Source organism: Phytohabitans sp. LJ34 (assembly GCF_052068095.1).
Classification (GTDB): Bacteria; Actinomycetota; Actinomycetes; order Mycobacteriales; family Micromonosporaceae; genus Phytohabitans.
In genome coordinates this window covers 23,143-39,548 of sequence record NZ_JBQHDG010000006.1, presented here as the reverse complement: position 1 = coordinate 39,548, position 16,406 = coordinate 23,143, and the positions used below count along the sequence as shown (strand labels likewise).

14 protein-coding genes are annotated in these 16,406 nt (G+C 71.3%); 4 read left to right on the top strand and 10 right to left on the bottom strand.

Annotated features, from left to right (window positions below; all coding sequences use genetic code 11):
- Positions 1-11: 11 nt before the first annotated feature.
- The 3 genes from mmsB to chvE form a co-directional block, all read right to left on the bottom strand.
- Positions 12-1,262 carry a multiple monosaccharide ABC transporter permease gene (gene mmsB, locus ACTMTJ_RS12395; protein WP_441216379.1) on the bottom strand — a complete coding sequence of 417 codons (1,251 nt, stop codon included), beginning with the start codon at positions 1,260-1,262 and terminating at the stop codon, positions 12-14.
- A complete protein-coding gene (gene mmsA, locus ACTMTJ_RS12390; RefSeq protein WP_441216377.1) occupies positions 1,259-2,800 on the bottom strand; it encodes a multiple monosaccharide ABC transporter ATP-binding protein in 1,542 nt (513 codons plus the stop codon). The genes mmsB and mmsA overlap by 4 nt, the downstream gene beginning before the upstream one ends.
- Before the next feature lie 80 nt (positions 2,801-2,880).
- Positions 2,881-4,020, bottom strand: a complete 1,140-nt coding sequence (gene chvE / locus ACTMTJ_RS12385) for a multiple monosaccharide ABC transporter substrate-binding protein (protein ID WP_441216376.1) — start codon at positions 4,018-4,020, stop codon at positions 2,881-2,883.
- 1,178 nt (positions 4,021-5,198) lie between these two features.
- Here chvE and ACTMTJ_RS12380 point away from each other — a divergent pair.
- On the top strand, positions 5,199-5,738 hold the full coding sequence (locus tag ACTMTJ_RS12380) for a sigma-70 family RNA polymerase sigma factor (protein WP_441216374.1): 540 nt from the start codon (positions 5,199-5,201) through the stop codon (positions 5,736-5,738).
- A gap of 47 nt (positions 5,739-5,785) precedes the next feature.
- Here ACTMTJ_RS12380 and ACTMTJ_RS12375 read toward each other — a convergent pair whose 3' ends face one another.
- Positions 5,786-6,562 (bottom strand): S1 family peptidase, encoded by a 777-nt coding sequence (locus tag ACTMTJ_RS12375; RefSeq protein ID WP_441216372.1) that lies wholly within the window; start codon positions 6,560-6,562, stop codon positions 5,786-5,788.
- A gap of 129 nt (positions 6,563-6,691) precedes the next feature.
- Between ACTMTJ_RS12375 and ACTMTJ_RS12370 the strand changes: the two genes are divergently transcribed.
- The 3 genes from ACTMTJ_RS12370 to ACTMTJ_RS12360 all read left to right on the top strand — a co-directional run bounded on the left by ACTMTJ_RS12370 (position 6,692) and on the right by ACTMTJ_RS12360 (position 9,410).
- Entirely contained in the window at positions 6,692-7,528 is an 837-nt protein-coding gene (locus ACTMTJ_RS12370; RefSeq protein ID WP_441216371.1) for a class I SAM-dependent methyltransferase, read from the top strand.
- A 365-nt stretch (positions 7,529-7,893) separates the two neighbouring features.
- Entirely contained in the window at positions 7,894-9,306 is a 1,413-nt protein-coding gene (locus ACTMTJ_RS12365; protein WP_441216840.1) for an OFA family MFS transporter, read from the top strand.
- On the top strand, positions 9,303-9,410 hold the full coding sequence (locus ACTMTJ_RS12360) for an MFS transporter small subunit (RefSeq protein WP_441216370.1): 108 nt from the start codon (positions 9,303-9,305) through the stop codon (positions 9,408-9,410). The genes ACTMTJ_RS12365 and ACTMTJ_RS12360 overlap by 4 nt, the downstream gene beginning before the upstream one ends.
- Here ACTMTJ_RS12360 and ACTMTJ_RS12355 read toward each other — a convergent pair.
- The 6 genes from ACTMTJ_RS12355 to ACTMTJ_RS12330 all read right to left on the bottom strand — a co-directional run bounded on the left by ACTMTJ_RS12355 (position 9,400) and on the right by ACTMTJ_RS12330 (position 16,400).
- Positions 9,400-10,506: a lipase family protein gene (locus ACTMTJ_RS12355; RefSeq protein ID WP_441216369.1), complete on the bottom strand. Its 1,107-nt coding sequence runs from the start codon at positions 10,504-10,506 to the stop codon at positions 9,400-9,402. The two genes, ACTMTJ_RS12360 and ACTMTJ_RS12355, sit on opposite strands and share 11 nt — an antisense overlap.
- Positions 10,507-11,649: 1,143 nt before the next feature.
- Positions 11,650-12,414, bottom strand: coding sequence for a hypothetical protein (locus tag ACTMTJ_RS12350; protein WP_441216368.1), 765 nt, complete (start codon positions 12,412-12,414; stop codon positions 11,650-11,652).
- 55 nt (positions 12,415-12,469) lie between these two features.
- Positions 12,470-13,243, bottom strand: a complete 774-nt coding sequence (locus ACTMTJ_RS12345) for an ABC transporter ATP-binding protein (protein WP_441216364.1) — start codon at positions 13,241-13,243, stop codon at positions 12,470-12,472.
- A 61-nt stretch (positions 13,244-13,304) separates the two neighbouring features.
- Entirely contained in the window at positions 13,305-14,348 is a 1,044-nt protein-coding gene (locus ACTMTJ_RS12340) for a FecCD family ABC transporter permease (protein WP_441216363.1), read from the bottom strand.
- A 2-nt stretch (positions 14,349-14,350) separates the two neighbouring features.
- Positions 14,351-15,346 carry a FecCD family ABC transporter permease gene (locus ACTMTJ_RS12335; RefSeq protein ID WP_441216362.1) on the bottom strand — a complete coding sequence of 332 codons (996 nt, stop codon included), beginning with the start codon at positions 15,344-15,346 and terminating at the stop codon, positions 14,351-14,353.
- Between the two features lie 43 nt (positions 15,347-15,389).
- Positions 15,390-16,400: an ABC transporter substrate-binding protein gene (locus tag ACTMTJ_RS12330; RefSeq protein WP_441216361.1), complete on the bottom strand. Its 1,011-nt coding sequence runs from the start codon at positions 16,398-16,400 to the stop codon at positions 15,390-15,392.
- Positions 16,401-16,406 lie beyond the last annotated feature (6 nt).

Here is a 16,406-nt window from a genome sequence, read left to right as displayed (position 1 = left end):
GGTGCGGGGTGTCAGCGGGTTGCCCCGGCCCGCCGCTTGTTGTAGATGTCGAACGCGACGGCCAGCAGCAGGACCAGACCCTTGACCACCGACTGCGTGGACTGGTCGATGCCCTCGAGCTGCATGCCGTTACTCATGACCGCCATGAACAGGCCGCCGACGATCGCGCCGGTGACCTTGCCGACGCCGCCGGCGACGGCCGCTCCGCCGATGAACGCCGCGGCGATCGCGTCGAGCTCGAACATGTTGCCGGCGCCCGGCTGCGCCCCGCTGGTGCGGGCGGAGTAGATGACACCGGCGATGCCGGCCAGCAGCCCCATGTTCACGAAGATCCAGAAGTTGACCTTGCGGACCTTCACGCCGGAGAGCGTCGCGGCGGACAGGTTGCCGCCGATCGCGTAGACCTGGCGGCCGAAGACGGTGTTCTGGGTCATCAGGCCGTAGGCGATCACCAGGACGGCCAGGATGAGCAGGACGATCGGCAGGCCGCGCGAGTGCGCGAGCTGCCAGGCGAAGTACATGACCACCGCGCCGACCAGCAGCACCCGCGCCACGAACAGCGGGAACGACTCCACGGACTGCTGGTAGCGGATCCGCGCGAGCCGGGTGCGGAACACGCTCACCGCGTACCCGACGACGGCGATCGCGGCGATCAGGAGGGTGAACGCGTCGTAGCCCTGCCCGCCGAGCAGGCCGTTGAGGAAGCCGATGGCGATGTCGTTGTACTGGCTCGGGAACGGGGAGAGCGAGATGTTGTCGAGCACCTGGAGCGTCAGGCCGCGGAACAGCAGCATGCCGGCCAGCGTGACGATGAACGCGGGCATGCCGACGTACGCCACCCAGAAGCCGTGCCAGGCGCCGGTCGCGACGCCGACGGCGATGGCCGCGACGACGCCCAGCCACCACGGGTAGTCCTGCTGGATCACGACGACGGCCGAGACCGCCCCGGTGAGCGCGACCACCGACCCCACCGACAGGTCGATGTGGCCGGCGACGATCAGGATCACCATGCCGATCGCGAGCACCAGGATGTGCGAGTACTGGAGCACGATGTTGGTGATGTTGTCCGGGCTGAGCAGGACGCCGTCGGTCAGGAACGCGAACAGCAGCACGAGGGCGACGAACGCGACGTAGATGCCGCTCTGCTGGAGGTTGCGCATGATGAGCGTGCGCGGGTCGCTGGTGCCGGCGTGCAGCGCCACGGACGGGGCGCTCCCGGACGGGGCGAGCTCCGCCTTCTCAGTGGGCTTGGTGCTGGTCATCCGGCGAGCTCCTTCTCCTTCGTCATGAGCGCCATGAGGTTTTCCTGGGTGGCCTGGGCGACCGGCATCTCACCGGTGATCCGCCCGGCCGAGAGCGTGTAGATCCGGTCGCACATCCCCAGCAGCTCGGGCAGCTCCGACGAGATCACGATGACGGCCTTCCCCCGCGCCACGAGTTTGTTGATGATCGCGTATATCTCGGTCTTCGCGCCGACGTCGATGCCCCGCGTCGGCTCGTCCAGGATCAGCACGTCCGGGTCGGTGAAGAGCCACTTCGACAGCACGACCTTCTGCTGGTTGCCGCCGGAGAGGGTGCCCACCTGGTCCATCACGGTGCGGGTCCGGATGTTCAGGTCGCGGCGGCTCTCCTCGGCGACCTTGATCTCCTCGTTGCCGTTGACCCAGCCGCCGCGGGCGAGCTTGCCGAGCGCCGCGGCGGAGACGTTGGCCCGCACGTCGGCGATGAGGTTGAGGCCGTAGCGCTTGCGGTCCTCGGTCGCGTACGCGATGCCGTTGTCGATCGCCTCGGCCACGGTGCGCGCGCGCACCTGCTTGCCGTGCATGAAGAGCCGGCCGGTGATGTCCCGCCCGTACGAGCGGCCGAACACGCTCATCGCCAACTCGGTGCGGCCGGCGCCCATCAGCCCGGCGATGCCGACGACCTCGCCGGCTCGCACGTTGAGGCTGGCCCCGTCGACCACCTTGCGCGGCTGGACCGGATGCCACACGGTCCAGTCTTCGATCCGGAGCACCTCCTCCCCCGGCGCGGAGACCCGGTCGGGGTAGAAGCTGTCGAGGTCGCGCCCCACCATGCCGCGGATGATGCGCTCCTGGGTCACGTCGCCGGACCGCATGTCGAGCGTCTCGACCGTGCGCCCGTCGCGGATCACGGTGGTGGAGTCGGCGATGGCGGTGATCTCGTTGAGCTTGTGCGAGATCATGATGCAGGTGATGCCCTGGTCGCGCAGCCGCCGCAGCAGGTCGAGCAGGTGCGCGGAGTCGATGTCGTTGAGCGCGGCGGTCGGCTCGTCGAGGATCAGCAGACGCACCTCTTTGGACAGTGCCTTGGCGATCTCGACCAGCTGCTGCTTGCCGACGCCGAGCTGGATGACCGCGTTGACCGGGTTTTCGTCCAGCCCCACCGAGGCCAGCAGCGCGGCCGCGTCGGCGTTCGTGCGGTTCCAGTCGATGAAGCCGCCGCGGCCACGGCGCTCGTTGCCGAGGAAGATGTTCTCCGCGATCGACAGGTACGGCACCAGCGCGAGCTCCTGGTGGATGATCACGATGCCGACGGCCTCGCTGTCGCGGATGCCGCCGAAGTGCACCGGCTGGCCGTCGAACATGATCTCGCCGTCGTAGCTGCCGGTCGGGTACACGCCGGACAGCACCTTCATGAGGGTGGACTTGCCGGCGCCGTTCTCCCCGCAGATCGCGTGGATCTCCCCGCGCCGGACGGCGAGCGACACGTCGGCGAGCGCCGTCACACCGGGAAACCGTTTGGTGATGCCGCGCATCTCGAGTAGTACGTCGTCGCCCATCCCGCATCCTCCGTTCATCGTCCGCACGCCGGCCACGGGGTCGGGCTCGGCGGCCGCCACCGCCGAGCCCGACCGCGCGTCTACTTGGCCTGGCCGGCGGCGACTTCCTCCGCCGTGAAGTAGCCGGAGTCGATGAGCTCCTTCTTGATGTCGTCCTTGTAGACGGTCACCACCGGCAGCAGGTACGAGGGCACGACCTTCACGCCATTGTCGTACGTCTTGGTGTCGTTGGCGGTCGGCGTCTTCTTCTGGAGGAACGCCTCGGCGCCGATGACGGCCTGCTCGGCCAGGAGCCGGGTGTCCTTGAAGATCGTCGAGCTCTGCACGCCGTCGTTGATGAGCTTGACCGAGGCGATCTCCGCGTCCTGACCGGTCACGACCGGCATCGGGTTGGCGCCCTTGCCGTAGCCGGCGTTCTGGAGGGCGGTGATGATGCCGCGGGACAGGCCGTCGTAGGGGGACAGCACACCGTTGACCTTCGAGCCGTCGTTGTACGAGGAGGTCAGCAGGTCCTCCATGCGCTTCTGCGCGGTCTCCTGCTGCCACCGCAGGATCGCCACCTTCTCGATGGCGGTCTGGCCCGACTTGACCACCAGCGCCTTGCTGTCGACGAACGGCTTGAGCGTGTCCATCGCGCCGTCGAAGAAGAAGTGGGCGTTGTTGTCGTCCAGCGACCCGGCGAACAGCTCGACGTTGAACGGCCCGGTCTTGGTGCCCTTCGCGCCCTCCTTCGTCTGGAGCCCGAGCCCGACCAGCAGCGCGTTGGCCTGCGCGACGCCGACCTTGTAGTTGTCGAAGCTGACGTAGAAGTCGACGTTCTTGCTGTCGCGGATCAGCCGGTCGTAGGCGATCACCGGGATCTTCTTGTCCGCGGCGGCCTGGAGCTGGCCGCTGAGCGCCGTGCCGTCGATCGCCGCGATCACCAGGACGTCGGCACCCTGCGTGATCATCTGGTCGACCTGCTGCGACTGCGTCGGGATGTCGTCGTTCGCGTACTGGAGGTCGACCTTGTAGCCCTTGGCCTCCAGCTTTTCCTTGACCGAGTTGCCGTCGGCGATCCACCGCTCCGAGGTCTGCGTCGGCATCGAGACGCCGATCGTCAGGTCCTTAGGGTCCTGAGCCGCGGTATCGGTATCCCCACCGGCACCCTCTCCACCACAGGCCGCGAGGCTGAACGCCAGCACCGCGCCGCCCAGAGCGGCCAGAAGTTTCCTGTTCACAAATCTCTCCCCTCCGGGATCACGTGTCATGCAGGCCCGAAGATCAGGTTGAGCCACATTGTTAGCGCTCACATTCGCGCCGTCAAGGTGTGCCCAGGACATCCACCAGTCACGGTCGCGTAACGAGATCACCCGACGTATCGATCAGCCGCACCACCAGCGGCCCGATCCCCGCGTGACCGTATTGTTCTGATCTTGGCAGGTCGGCCCCGTCACCCTCCGCATAACAAAGCGATAACGGCACCCACGACCACCCACCGTGCCCGGCCGGCCTCCGCACCCCCGCCCGCGCCTTGTGACCGTTCTCAACGCCACGCCGGCGAACCGAGACCCCGATCTCGAAGATTTGAGCTACCGCGACGCCCGTCGTGGTCCAGACCGTCGCTCCCGCGGCCTCACCCGTCCGCCGCGGGTCACGCCCACCCCGCGGCCGGCCGGGCACCGCGCCAGGACCTCGACCCGCGTCGGCGTGACGATGCGGGGGCGGGGCGCACCGCGCACGGCTCGTTTGTCCACAATGCCCCTTACCGAGGCGACCGCAACAGACCCGGACAGAGGCACCGTCACCAGGAGTAACCGCCGTAGCGGGCGTGACGGCATCCAATGCCAGATCTTGGAGAGTTAGGGCGCCATATCAACCCTAAGTCTCCTAGATCTCAAAGCCCGACCCCCGACGCTGCTGACGCTACGTCAGGATGCGGCAGGTAGAGAGGGCCGCGGCCGCCCAGCGAACGAACCCGGGGCTTGTCCCGCGGACCCGGCAGTGGACGGCCGGGGAACTCGGCTCGCCCCGCGAGCCGCCGGCCGGGAACGGTGCCCGCGGGAGCATACGGTTTGGTGGCCGGCGTGTTGCCGCGGGCCTTGATCGGCGACGAGAGTGGGCGGCAGCCTGGTGATCGTGGTCGTTCAGGCCCCCTGGAGGGGGTTCGGATGACCACGATCTACAAGGTCGCCCGTCGATCAAGGGATCAGACGCCACCCGCCGGTGCCATCCCGACGGTCCGGGGCGCGCCCGGGCCGCAGGCCCCCGTGGGGTGACCGCGACCAGCGGCGGACGGGTGAGGCCGCGGGAGCGACGGAGGGCGACCACGACGGACATCGCGGCAGCCCAAATAAAACATCATGAATTTCACCGCACCGCGGGGAACCAGAGCGCCGCGCCCGCCGACTATCCGTGCGTGGACGACGAGACGGAGCTGGCGCTCGCCGCCGGGCAGGGTGACCGGGTCGCGGCGGCCGCGTTCGTCCGGGCGACCCAGCAACGGGTGTGGCGGTTCGTCGCCCACCTGGCCGGGCCGGGCGAGGCGGACGACCTGACCCAGGAGACCTACGCGCGGGCGCTGCGCAGCCTGCCCGGGTTCGCCGCCCGCTCGTCGGCGCTCACCTGGCTTTTCGTGATCGCGCGCCGGGTCGTCGTCGACCACCGGCGCACCGCCGCGGCCCGGCCCCGGACCGCCGCGCTGGACGACTTTCCGGCCGTGGCCGAAACGCGGGTGTTTCCGGTCGAGGACGGCGTCGTGCTGCGGCGGCTGCTCGACGGGCTGGCGCCCGAGCGGCGGGACGCGCTGGTCGCCACGCAGGTGCTCGGGCTCTCGTACGCGGAGGCGGCCCAGGTCTGCGACTGCCCGGTCGGCACGATCCGCTCCCGGGTGGCCCGGGCCCGCGACGACCTGATCGCGGCGATGGCCGACACCGGCGCGCGCCGCCGCTCGAGCTGAGAGCGGCGGGGTGGCCGTTCGCCGCCCCGCCGCCGGATGGTGCGCGCTCAGCTGGGCAGGCCGCCCACCTGGGTGTTGATCCACGCCCGGATCGCCGGGAGGTCACCGTAGATGGACGGGCCGGTCGCGCAGACCGCGCTGCCGTTGCCGGACCGGCTGGTCGCGCCGATGAGGTTCCAGCGGCCGTTCACCAGGCGCACCTCCGGGCCGCCCGAGTCGCCGTAGCAGGCGCCCGAGTTGCCGTTGGTGTTGTTGGTGCAGATCTCGACCGGGCCGTCGATGCCGAGGCAGCGGCTGTCCGCGACGATCGAGGTGTCGAGCTCGTTGGCGATCGTCGGCGTGGAGCCGCAGCCGCGGGTCGGGCAGGTCAGGCCCCACCCGATGATCCGGGTGGCGGTGCCGACCGCGCCCGAGGTGGTCGGGATCGGCGCCGGCGCCTGCGTCACCGAGCTGGCCAGCCGCAGCAGCTTGACGTCGGCCCGCGAGTGGCTGACCGCGCCGTTGACGGCGACCACGGTCCCGCCGCTGGTGCGGTTGATGCTGCCGACCCGAACCGACGACGGCGTCGGGCAGTGCCGTGCGGTGACGACCCAGTTCGCCTTGATGAGCGAGCCGGTGCAGCCGGACGTGTACACGAGGAACGAGTAGTTCTCCGAGGCCGGCCGGCCGCCGACGATCATCGGCGTGACGGTGCCGCCGGGATCGGTGGCGGCGGCGCTTCCGTAGAACTGTGGCGCCGCGCCGGCCGGTGCCGCGCCGGCGACATTCAGCGCCGCGACCATCACGGCGCCGAGCGCCGCGACCGACAGTCTTCTTAGGACCATTGATGACCTCCTGGACGTCGTGGGGGGTGACCCCGCCCACACGCTATCCATTTAGGGACATCTTTCAATCCAATCGGCTATACCGGAACGTTCCTATCGCCGGGCGATGGCGGGGCGATACTGAGGGGCGTGGCGGAGGACATCAAGGCCGCCGCGGCCGCGGCGTACGCGGCGGCGGCCGACCACTTCGACGCGCTGCCGTTCTGGGAGCGGTTCGGCCGGCGGACGGTCGACCGGCTCGGCCTGCGGCCCGGCGAGCGGGTGCTCGACGCCTGCTGCGGCACCGGCGCCTCCGCGCTGCCGGCCGCTCGGCGGGTCGGCCCGCACGGCACCGTCCTCGGCGTCGACCTCAGCGAGCCGGCGCTGGCGCTGGCCCGTGCCAAGGCGCGCGAGCGCGGTCTGTCCAACGTGGAGTTCCGCGTCGCCGACGTCGAGCGGGTCGACCTCGCGCCAGAGCACTTCGACGCGGTGGTGTGCGTGTTCGGCGTCTTCTTCCTGCCCGACATGGTCGCCGGCGTCCGCCGGCTGTGGCGGCTGGTCCGCCCCGGCGGGCGGCTGGCGGTCACGGTCTGGGGGCCGCGGCTGTTCGAGCCGGCGACCGGGGAGTTCTGGGCCGCGGTCGGTGCGGAGCGTCCCGACCTGGTGGGCGGCTTCCACCCGTGGACGCGGGTGACCGAGCCGGCCGCCCTCGCCGACCTCTTCACGCGGGCGGGCGCGGCGGCGCCGGCCGTGGTGGCCGAGGCGGGCACGCACCCGCTGGCTGACCCCGGCGACTGGTGGACGGTCGTGCTCGGCACCGGCTACCGGGCGACCGTCGCGCGGCTCGACCCCGAGGCGGTGGCACGGGTGCGGGCGGCGACCGTCGCGCGCGTCGAGGCACGGGCGATCCGCGAGGTGGAGACCAACGTCGTGTACGCCGTGGCCGGGAAGCCGTCAGGTGCGCGACACATCGGTCCTCGTCCATGAGACGCGGGTGCACGTTACGGGCCTGGGGAAGACTCTCGCCGTGATCCTGGTGCTGTCCGCCGCCGCCTTTCACCGCCCCCGCCCGGGCCGGAGCCGGCAGCGGTGGCGCCGGGCAGCACGTCGAGTTCGGCAACCAGGCCGGCCTGGCGCCGGGCCGGTGTGTGGCCCGCTAGGCCCTGGCCACCGCACTGCTCACAGTGGACGGCCGCGCCCGCCACGGCGAGTGGGCCACGCTGACCATTCGGCTCATTTCGGGTGCCACCGGGCGCGTGGAATAGACCACTGGGCGCGCATCGCCCGACTTGCGCATTAGGTTCCGAGCGATAGAGGAGCTTCGTTCGCGGAGGGCGGGAGGCACCGTGCGTCTGCTGTCAGCGCTGGACCACCAGCACACCGTCGCCCCGGCGGGATACAGCCGCTGGCTGATCCCGCCCGCGGCACTGTCGGTGCACCTGTGCATCGGGCAGGCGTACGCGACCAGCGTCTACAAGAACTCGCTCATCGCGCACTTCGACGCGAGCCAGACCGCGATCGGCGTCATCTTCAGCATCGCCATCGTGATGCTCGGCCTGTCGGCGGCGGTCGGCGGCACCTGGGTGGAGGCGAACGGGCCGCGCAAGGCGATGTTCGTCTCCGCCTCGTTCTGGGCCAGCGGCTTTGTCGTAGGAGCCCTGGGTATCGCCACGAAGCAGCTGTGGCTCGTGTACCTGGGATACGGGTTCCTCGGCGGTATCGGGCTCGGGATCGGCTACATCTCCCCCGTCTCCACGCTCATCAAGTGGTTTCCCGACCGGCCGGGCCTGGCCACCGGGCTGGCCATCATGGGCTTCGGCGGCGGCGCGCTGGTCGCCAGCCCGCTCTCCCGCCAGCTGCTGGAGCTCTACGACTCCGGCTACGACTCGGGTGTCGCCGGCTCGGTGGCCTCCAGCGGCGCGCTGGTCGGGCTGTTCCTGACACTGGGCGCCGGATACTTCGTGATCATGATGTTCGGCGTGGTCAACGTCCGCGTCCCGCCACCGGGTTGGCGGCCGGCCGGCTTCGACCCGGCGACCGTCGCCGCCAAACCGCTGGTCACCACCGCGAACGTCTCCGCCTCGAACGCGATCCGCACCCGCTCCTTCTGGCTGCTGTGGGTGGTGCTCTTCTGCAACGTGACCGCCGGCATCGGCATCCTGGAGCAGGCCAGCCCGATGATCCAGGACTTCTTCCGGGACGGCGGCACGTCGAGCGTGACCGTGGCGGCGGCGGGCGGCTTCGTCGGGCTGCTGTCGCTGTTCAACATGGCCGGCCGGTTCGCCTGGTCGTCCACATCGGACCTGATCGGCCGCAAGCCCATCTACATGGTGTACCTCGGCGTGGGCATGGTGCTGTACGCGCTGCTCGCCGCCGTGGGGCACGCCGCGACCGGGCTGTTCGTGCTGCTCGCCGGCGTCATCCTGTCGTTCTACGGGGGCGGCTTCGCGACGGTTCCGGCGTACCTGCGCGACCTGTTCGGCACTTTCCAGGTCGGCGCGATCCACGGCCGCCTGCTGACCGCCTGGTCAGCCGCCGGCATCGCCGGGCCACTCATCGTCAACGGCTTCCTCGACGCGCAGGGCAAGCCCGGCACGCTGACCGCCGCGGCGTACCGGCCGGCACTGTTCACGATGGTCGGTGTGCTGGCCGTCGGCTTCGTCGCGAACCTGCTGATCCGGCCGGTCCCCGACCACCACCACGAGCCCGCCGCCGGGCCGCCGCCGACCGAGACCGTCGCGGCGGAAGGGAGTCCCACCCGATGAACCAGACGACCCGGCTGTGGGTGTCGTGGCTGCTGGTCGCGGCGCTGCTCGGCTACGGCGTGACGCAGACCGTCATCACCGCCGCGAAGCTCTTCACGAGCTGAACATCTCGCACAGCCACCCCACCACCCGCGGCGCCACCGCCGCCAGCACGGTGAAGTGGTCGGCGCCGGCGACCGGCACGTACCCGACGTCGGTGCCGGCGGCCGCGAGCTGGCCGGCGGTCAGCTCGGTCAGCGCGGCCGGCAGGGCGTCGGCCGTGCCGTGTGCCAGCCGCACCGGCCGGTCGTACCGCGCCACCGGCACCTCGTCGTCGGCGAGCAGCGACGCGAACACCGCGCCCGCGGCCGGCGGGTCGAGGAACGCGTCTCCGTTGGTGACGCCCGCCGCGGTGGCGGCCAGGTCGGCCACGCACAGCCGACCGGCGGCCGCGACGAGCTCCAGCCCGCGCGGCGTGAACACGTCCTCGGCCCGGAACGCGCCCCGGTCGGTCACCGGCAGCGTCCGCCCCAGGTAGGGCACGGCCGGGTTGAGCGGCGCGGCGGGCACACCGGCGGCGGCCGACTGGAGCCCCCACTGCGTGGTCGGCGCCACCGCCACCGTGCCGAGGTGCCGCAGCTCCGGCGCGTACGACGCGGCCACCGCGCCGGCCCACAGCGCCGCGTGCCCGCCCAGCGAGTAGCCGACCGCCGCCCACGCGCGCGACACCGGCGCGATCCGCCGCGCCGCCCGCACCGCGTCGATCAGCGCCGCCGCCTCGGCCCGCCCGTTCACCCCGGAACCCTCGCCCGGCGTGCCTATCCCCTCGTAGTCGGTGACCGCCACCGCGTACCCGGCGGCCAGCAGCGCCTCGCCGAGGGGCCGCACGAACGGCGGCGTGCCGGCCCGCGACGCCGCGCACGCGTCGGGCGTGCCGTTGAAGCCCGGCCCGAAGCCGACCACCCGCCAACCGCCGGTGGGCGCCCGACCGGCCGGCACGGTGACCGTGCCGCTGACCACCGTCCGCCGCCCGTTCCACGACGTGGAGACGTACCAGACCCGCCACGCCGCGCCGGTGCCGGCGAGCCGCAACTCGGCGGGGAGCGGCCGCACGGCGACCACGGTCCCTGTCGCGGGCGGGCGGTCATGGGCACCGGCCGCCCCCGGCACCACGAAGAGCGACCCCACCAACGCCACCAGGACGACCACCGCTCGCTTCACAGATCGATGATAGTCACTCTCTGGCTGGATCTGCGCAGCACCTCGGCACCCATCGCCCCGCTCGCCGCCCCGCACGGCTCCAAGGTTGCCTTTTGCTGGCTCGAATTCACATCATCGGCGTATTCGAAGTATTGGCATGTCGTAAGCCCTGCGACCCATCCACAAATTGGGGATGATCGATCACCGTTCGGGGCACCAATTTCCGGGCGATCATAGGATAATTGGCGCATGCGGCAACTTCAATTATTCACGTCGGCCGCACTCGCCGAAATGCGTGACCGCACCAAGTCGCGCAACTATTCTCCCGCGCGCGAGGAGTTTCGTCGCGCGCACGAGCGCCATCGCGCCTGGGGTCTGGTCCAGCGCCATGGCGAGCGCATGCGCCGCCTGCGCAAGAGCGCGCGTGCCACTCCAGCGGCGGGCCCGCGCGAGACTCGCCCACCAGACCCGACTCGACCCGTGCCCTCGGCGCCTACGCGGCTTGAGCAGCAGCGACACCCGAAACACCTGGCCAGGAAAGGTCAGCCCGCTCGGCCGGGCAACAGCCGCGACCACACGGAGCCGTCTCATCCGCCTACACCCGCGCCGGCAAAACGTCCGCCAGAGAGATCACCGGTGCACCCGTCATCGCCCGTTCCCAGCCGGACTGGCGCTGCCCTCCGACCTGGACCGCGTTCCACACCGCGTCCACCGCGGCCGGACCACCGGCCGACCAACTTTGCGATTGAAATCGCGCCGAGAATAGCGAGCCATTATCCAATGGTCTCGCGAAGACGGCGTCCGACCAAACGTGCGGCGGTAGCCCGAACGCGCGGTCCGCCCCCTGTTTCCGATTGGTGTTGGTCGGCGTGGCCGCGAGGTGATGCGCGGCCGCGGATCGGAGCCGCCGCCTATCGCCCGCATGGCCTCGGACCGCTTCCTCCCCCGGCGTCTTCACGTCGATAGGCGGCGCCCTACGGCCTGCTGTCGAGCTGCCCCGTCTGCGCGTGCGGGTCGACCTGGCGCGCATGCCCGCACCGCGCGGCAGCATCATCCCGACGAACGAGGCGGCGAGCACCGCAAGCCTCCCGGAGCACGACCCGGAGGTGAACGGTGGGCTTGGCCCGCGGACCTGGCAGTGGAGGCCGGGGATCTCGGCGAGCGTCAGCTCGCCGCCGGCCGGAGCGGTGCCCGCGGGAGCATGCGGTCCGCAGGTGACGCGGACGTGGGCGAAAGAAGTTCAGCCGGGGTGTCGCCGGGTGAGTAGGCGGCGCGGAAGAAACCGCGGACGCGGCGCTGGCCGAGGCCGAGGTTATGCGCGAAGGGGGTGGGCTTCGCCGGTGCCGCCGTGTCGAATCCGATGTAGACGTCGTCGCGGCGGCCGCGGTTGGGGTCGTAGACGCGCAGGGTCACCCGGCTGCCGGTGCCGCTGTAGCCGTACGCCAGCACCTGATGGTTGAGGCCGAGGTCCTGCGGGCGTTTGGAGCTGACCGTCACCACCCCGATGGGCACCGGCAAGCCACGGTCGAGGTCCTTTCGGACCTGGGGCCACTGGATCCGGATCGTGCGCCAGCTGAGTCCCCGCTCGGTGAGGACCCGGCGGCCGAAGACGCGGAAGGTGGCGTCGCCGTCGGGGAGGTTCATCCATTGGTAGTACTGGGCGACGCCGGCCGGCACGTGCCACGACGCGATCAGTCTGTCCACGATGTACCGGTAGAGCGGCTGGCCCGCCGCCGGCCGGTCGTCGGGCGGCGCGGCGCCGGAGCGCCAGTAGTCGAGCGCGGCGAAGGTCATGCCGCCGCAGAGGCCGTCGGCGGCGTCGCCGACCCGGATGTCGCCGAACAGGGTCGGCAGGACCACGGCCGGCTGGGACGGCCAGGAGTTGTCGAACGCGAAGCCGTGCCGCGACGGTAGGAAGCTGTCCGCCATCGGCTCACGCTAGTGCTCCCGGCCGGCACGCGCGGTCGGGTTTCCGACCGACGGCTCAGGCTGGCACGACCATCGGCGTGCCGGCGACCGGATCCGGCACGATCAGGCAGGCCATGCCGAAGACCTTCTCCACGAGCGCCGCGGTGACCACCTCGGCGGGCGGTCCCTCGGCCACGATCGCGCCGTCCGCCATCGCGATGATGTGGTCGCAGAAGCGGCAGGCGAGGTTGAGGTCGTGGAGCACCGCGACGATGGTCTTGCCGGACTCGGCGTTGAGCGCGCGCAGCAGCCGCAGCAGCTCGACCTGGTGGTTGATGTCCAGGAACGTCGTGGGTTCGTCGAGCAGCAGCAGGTCGGTGTCCTGGGCCAGCGCCATGGCGACCCACACCCGCTGCCGCTGCCCGCCGGACAGCTCGCGGATCGGGCGGTCGACGAGGTCCGCGGTGCCGGTGGCCTCCAGCGCGCGGGCGACCGCGTCGTGGTCGCCCGCGGTCCACCGGCGAAACCAGCCCTGGTGCGGGTACCGCCCGCGAGACACGAGGTCGGCGACGGTGATGCCGTCCGGCGCGACCGGGGTCTGCGGGAGCAGCCCGAGCACCTTGGCGACGTCGAGCGTGCTCAGGTCGGCCAGCGACCTGCCGTCGAGGTAGACCGCGCCGTCCTTGGGCGGCAGCAGCCGGGCCAGTCCACGCAGCAAAGTGGACTTGCCGCAGGCGTTGGCACCGACGATCGCGGTCATCTTGCGGTCGAGCACCGTGACGTCGAGGTTGGGTACGACGGTCCGGCCGTCGTACCCGAGGGTCAGCCCCTCCGCGCGCAACCGGGTCACGGTGCCACCTCTGATCGCTCGCTCAGCGTCGTCGTGGTCGGCCGCCGCCCTCCACGCTCACTCATCCACCCGCTCCTTGCCGGTTCGTGGTGGCCAGCAGCCACAACAGATAAGGTGCGCCGACCGCGCCGGTCACCACGCCCGTGGGCAGCGGGGTGGGCAGCACGTGTACGGCGACGAGGTCGGCGCTGAGCAGCAGCGCGGCGCCGACGAACGCGGCGGCGAGGATCCCGCCGGTGGCCGGGCCGAGCAGCCGGTTGGCGATCGGCCCGGCGACGAGCGCGACGAACGCGATCGGCCCGGCCACCGCGACGGCGAGCGCGACGAGCACGACCGCGGTGGCGAGCAGGCCGGCGCGGCCGAGCTCGGTACGGGTGCCCAGCGCGCGGGCGGCGTCGTCGCCGAGCTCGAGTGCCCGAAGTGGACGCTGGAGCAGCAGCGCGGTGGGCAGCAGCACGACCAGGGCGCCGGTGAGCAGCCACAGCTCGTCGGTGCTGGCCTGCCCGACCGAGCCGGTCAGCCAGTGCATGGCCTGCCGGGCCTCGAACAGCTTGGCCTTGGCCAGCACGTATCCGACGACGCCGTCGAAGAAGGCCGCCATCCCGATACCGATGAGGATGAAGCGGTAGCCGGTGACGCCGCCGCGCCAAGCGAGCAAGTACATCAGCAGCCCGGCGACGATCGCCCCGCCGAGGGCCAGCCCGCTGACCAAGAGCCCGCCGACCTCCAGGACCACGATGCCGACGACCGCCGCGAGCCCGGCTCCGTTGGCGATGCCGACGAGGTCGGGTGAGGCGAGGGGGTTTCGCAGGAGTTGTTGGAAAATCGTGCCGGAGGCGCCGAGCGCGAGCCCGACGGTCAGCGCGGAGGCGGCGGTCGGCAGCCGCAGGCCGCGCACGACGAAGTCGACGCTGGGGTCGTCGCGCAGGTGCAGGACCGAGGCGATCACCTCGGTCGCGCTGAGCCGGAAGCTGCCGACCATCATCGTGAACACGAAGAGGGCGGCGACGACGACGGCGAGCGCACCGGTCACGGCGACCGAGCGGGTGGCGCGGCGCCGGCGGGTCAGGCGCAGTGCGGTCGGTGCGGCCATCGTGGCGGTCACGGTCACACCTCCGACAGGCGGGCGTAGCGGACGATGGCGACGAACGTGGGCGCGCCGAGCACGCCGAGCACGACACCGACCTGGAGCTCGTCCGGTGCCAGGGCGACGCGGCCGAGCACGTCGGCGAGCAGCAGCACGATCGGTGCCAGCAGCATCGAGTACGGCAGGATCCACCGGTAGTCGGGCCCGCAGATGAAGCGCGCGAGGTGCGGCACGACGAGTCCGACGAAGACGATCGGCCCGCACGCCGCGGTCGCCGCGCCGGCGAGCACGGCCACCACCGCGAACGCGGCGGCCCTCGTCCGGGTGACGTGCTGGCCCAGGCCGCGGGCCATGTCCTCGCCGAGCGCCAGCCCGTTGAGCGCGCGGCCGAAGAACATCGAGACGGCGAGGCCGACCAGGATGAACGGCGCGACGCCGGTGAGGATCGGCGTGTACCGGCCGGCGAGCGAGCCGACCTGCCAGAAGCGCAGCTCGTTGAGGGCGTCCACATTGGTCATCACGATGCCGCTGGTGACCGAGGCGAGGCCGGCGGTCACGGCCACGCCGGCCAGCGCCAGCTTGACCGGGGTGGCGCCCTCGCGGCCCATCGAGGCGATCGCGTACACGAGCACGAGCGCCCCGATCGCGCCGGCGAACGCGAACCAGATGTAGACGCCGACGCCGCGCACGCCGAGCACGGTGATGGCGAAGACGACGCAGGCGGCCGCACCGGAGTTGATGCCCATGATGCCGGCGTCGGCGAGCGGGTTGCGGGTGACGCCCTGGAGCACCGCCCCGGCGACGCCGAGCGCCGCGCCGACCAGGATGCCGAGCAGGGTGCGCGGCACCCGCATCTCCAGGGTGACCGTGCTGGTGATCGACCCGTCGTCGTCGAGGCTGACGAGGGCGCGCAGCACGTCCCACAGCCCGAGCGACCGCGACCCCATCGTCACGCTGAGGAACGCCACGAGCACGAGGACCGCACAGAGCACGGCGAGCCCTGGCCCGAGAGCCACAGCCCGCCGTGCTTTGCGAGGCGCGGTGCGCGTCGCGTAGGCGCTAGTCGCCGACATTCGGGTCGGCGGCCTTGACCGCCGCGGTCAGCTTGTCCAGCTCGGTGGCGAAGTCGCCGTAGGTGTGCAGCCAGAACGCCGGCCAGGAGACCGTCGCGCCGGCCTTCGCCGCCTTGATCTTGAACCAGGTGGGCTGCTTCTTGCCCCACTCCGCGTTGGCGGTGGCGGTGAAGGAGCGGCCGTCCCACAGGATCAGGTCGGGCTGGTACTTGTCGGCGTTCTCCCAGCTGAGGTTCTCCCAGTACGGGAAGCCGGGGTCGGGGCTGGCCGGGGTGAGCACGTCCAGGCCCCAGCTCTTCAGGTCGAGCAGCTCCGGCGCGTAGGGCGGGTTGGCCACGTACACCTTGTCGTCGGCGGGGGACATCGCCGCGACCGTGAGGCCCGGCTTGGCCGCGACCGCCTCCTTGAACGCGGCGACCGCCTGCTCGAAGCGCTGCTTGTTGGCGGCGATCTCCGGCTTGCTCACGTCGGCGCCGAGGCTCTTGGCGAGGCTCTCGTACCCGTCGGCCAGCGCCACGATCGACTTGCCCTGCGACACGCCGACGACGGGCGCGAGTTCGGCAAGCTTCTTGCTTTTCTCGTCGACGCCTTCCTCCATGCCGCTGTGCGCTTTCTCGGCCGGCCACCAGTCGCCGACGATGAGGTCGGGCCGCAGGGCGGCCGCCTTCTCCACGTCGATCTTGCCCCACTCCTGACCGAGGATCTCGATGCCGGTGAGGTCGAGGTTCTTCAGGTTGGGGTCGGTCTTCACCGACTCGTCGGCGTAGATGCCGACGGGCTTGATGCCGAACGACATCAGCGCGGCCGCCTCACCGGCGTGCGCGATGATCCGCGTCGGGGTCTTGTCGGCCTTCACGACCTGACCCGAGCCGTCGGTGAACTGCCAGGGTCCGGCCGGGGCGGCGGCGGCCTCGCCGCCGGTGGTGGAGTCGTCGCCGCAGCCCGCGAGCAGGGCGCTGAGCGCCACCAGGGCCAATATCGGACGCCATGCGCGCATGGAGGA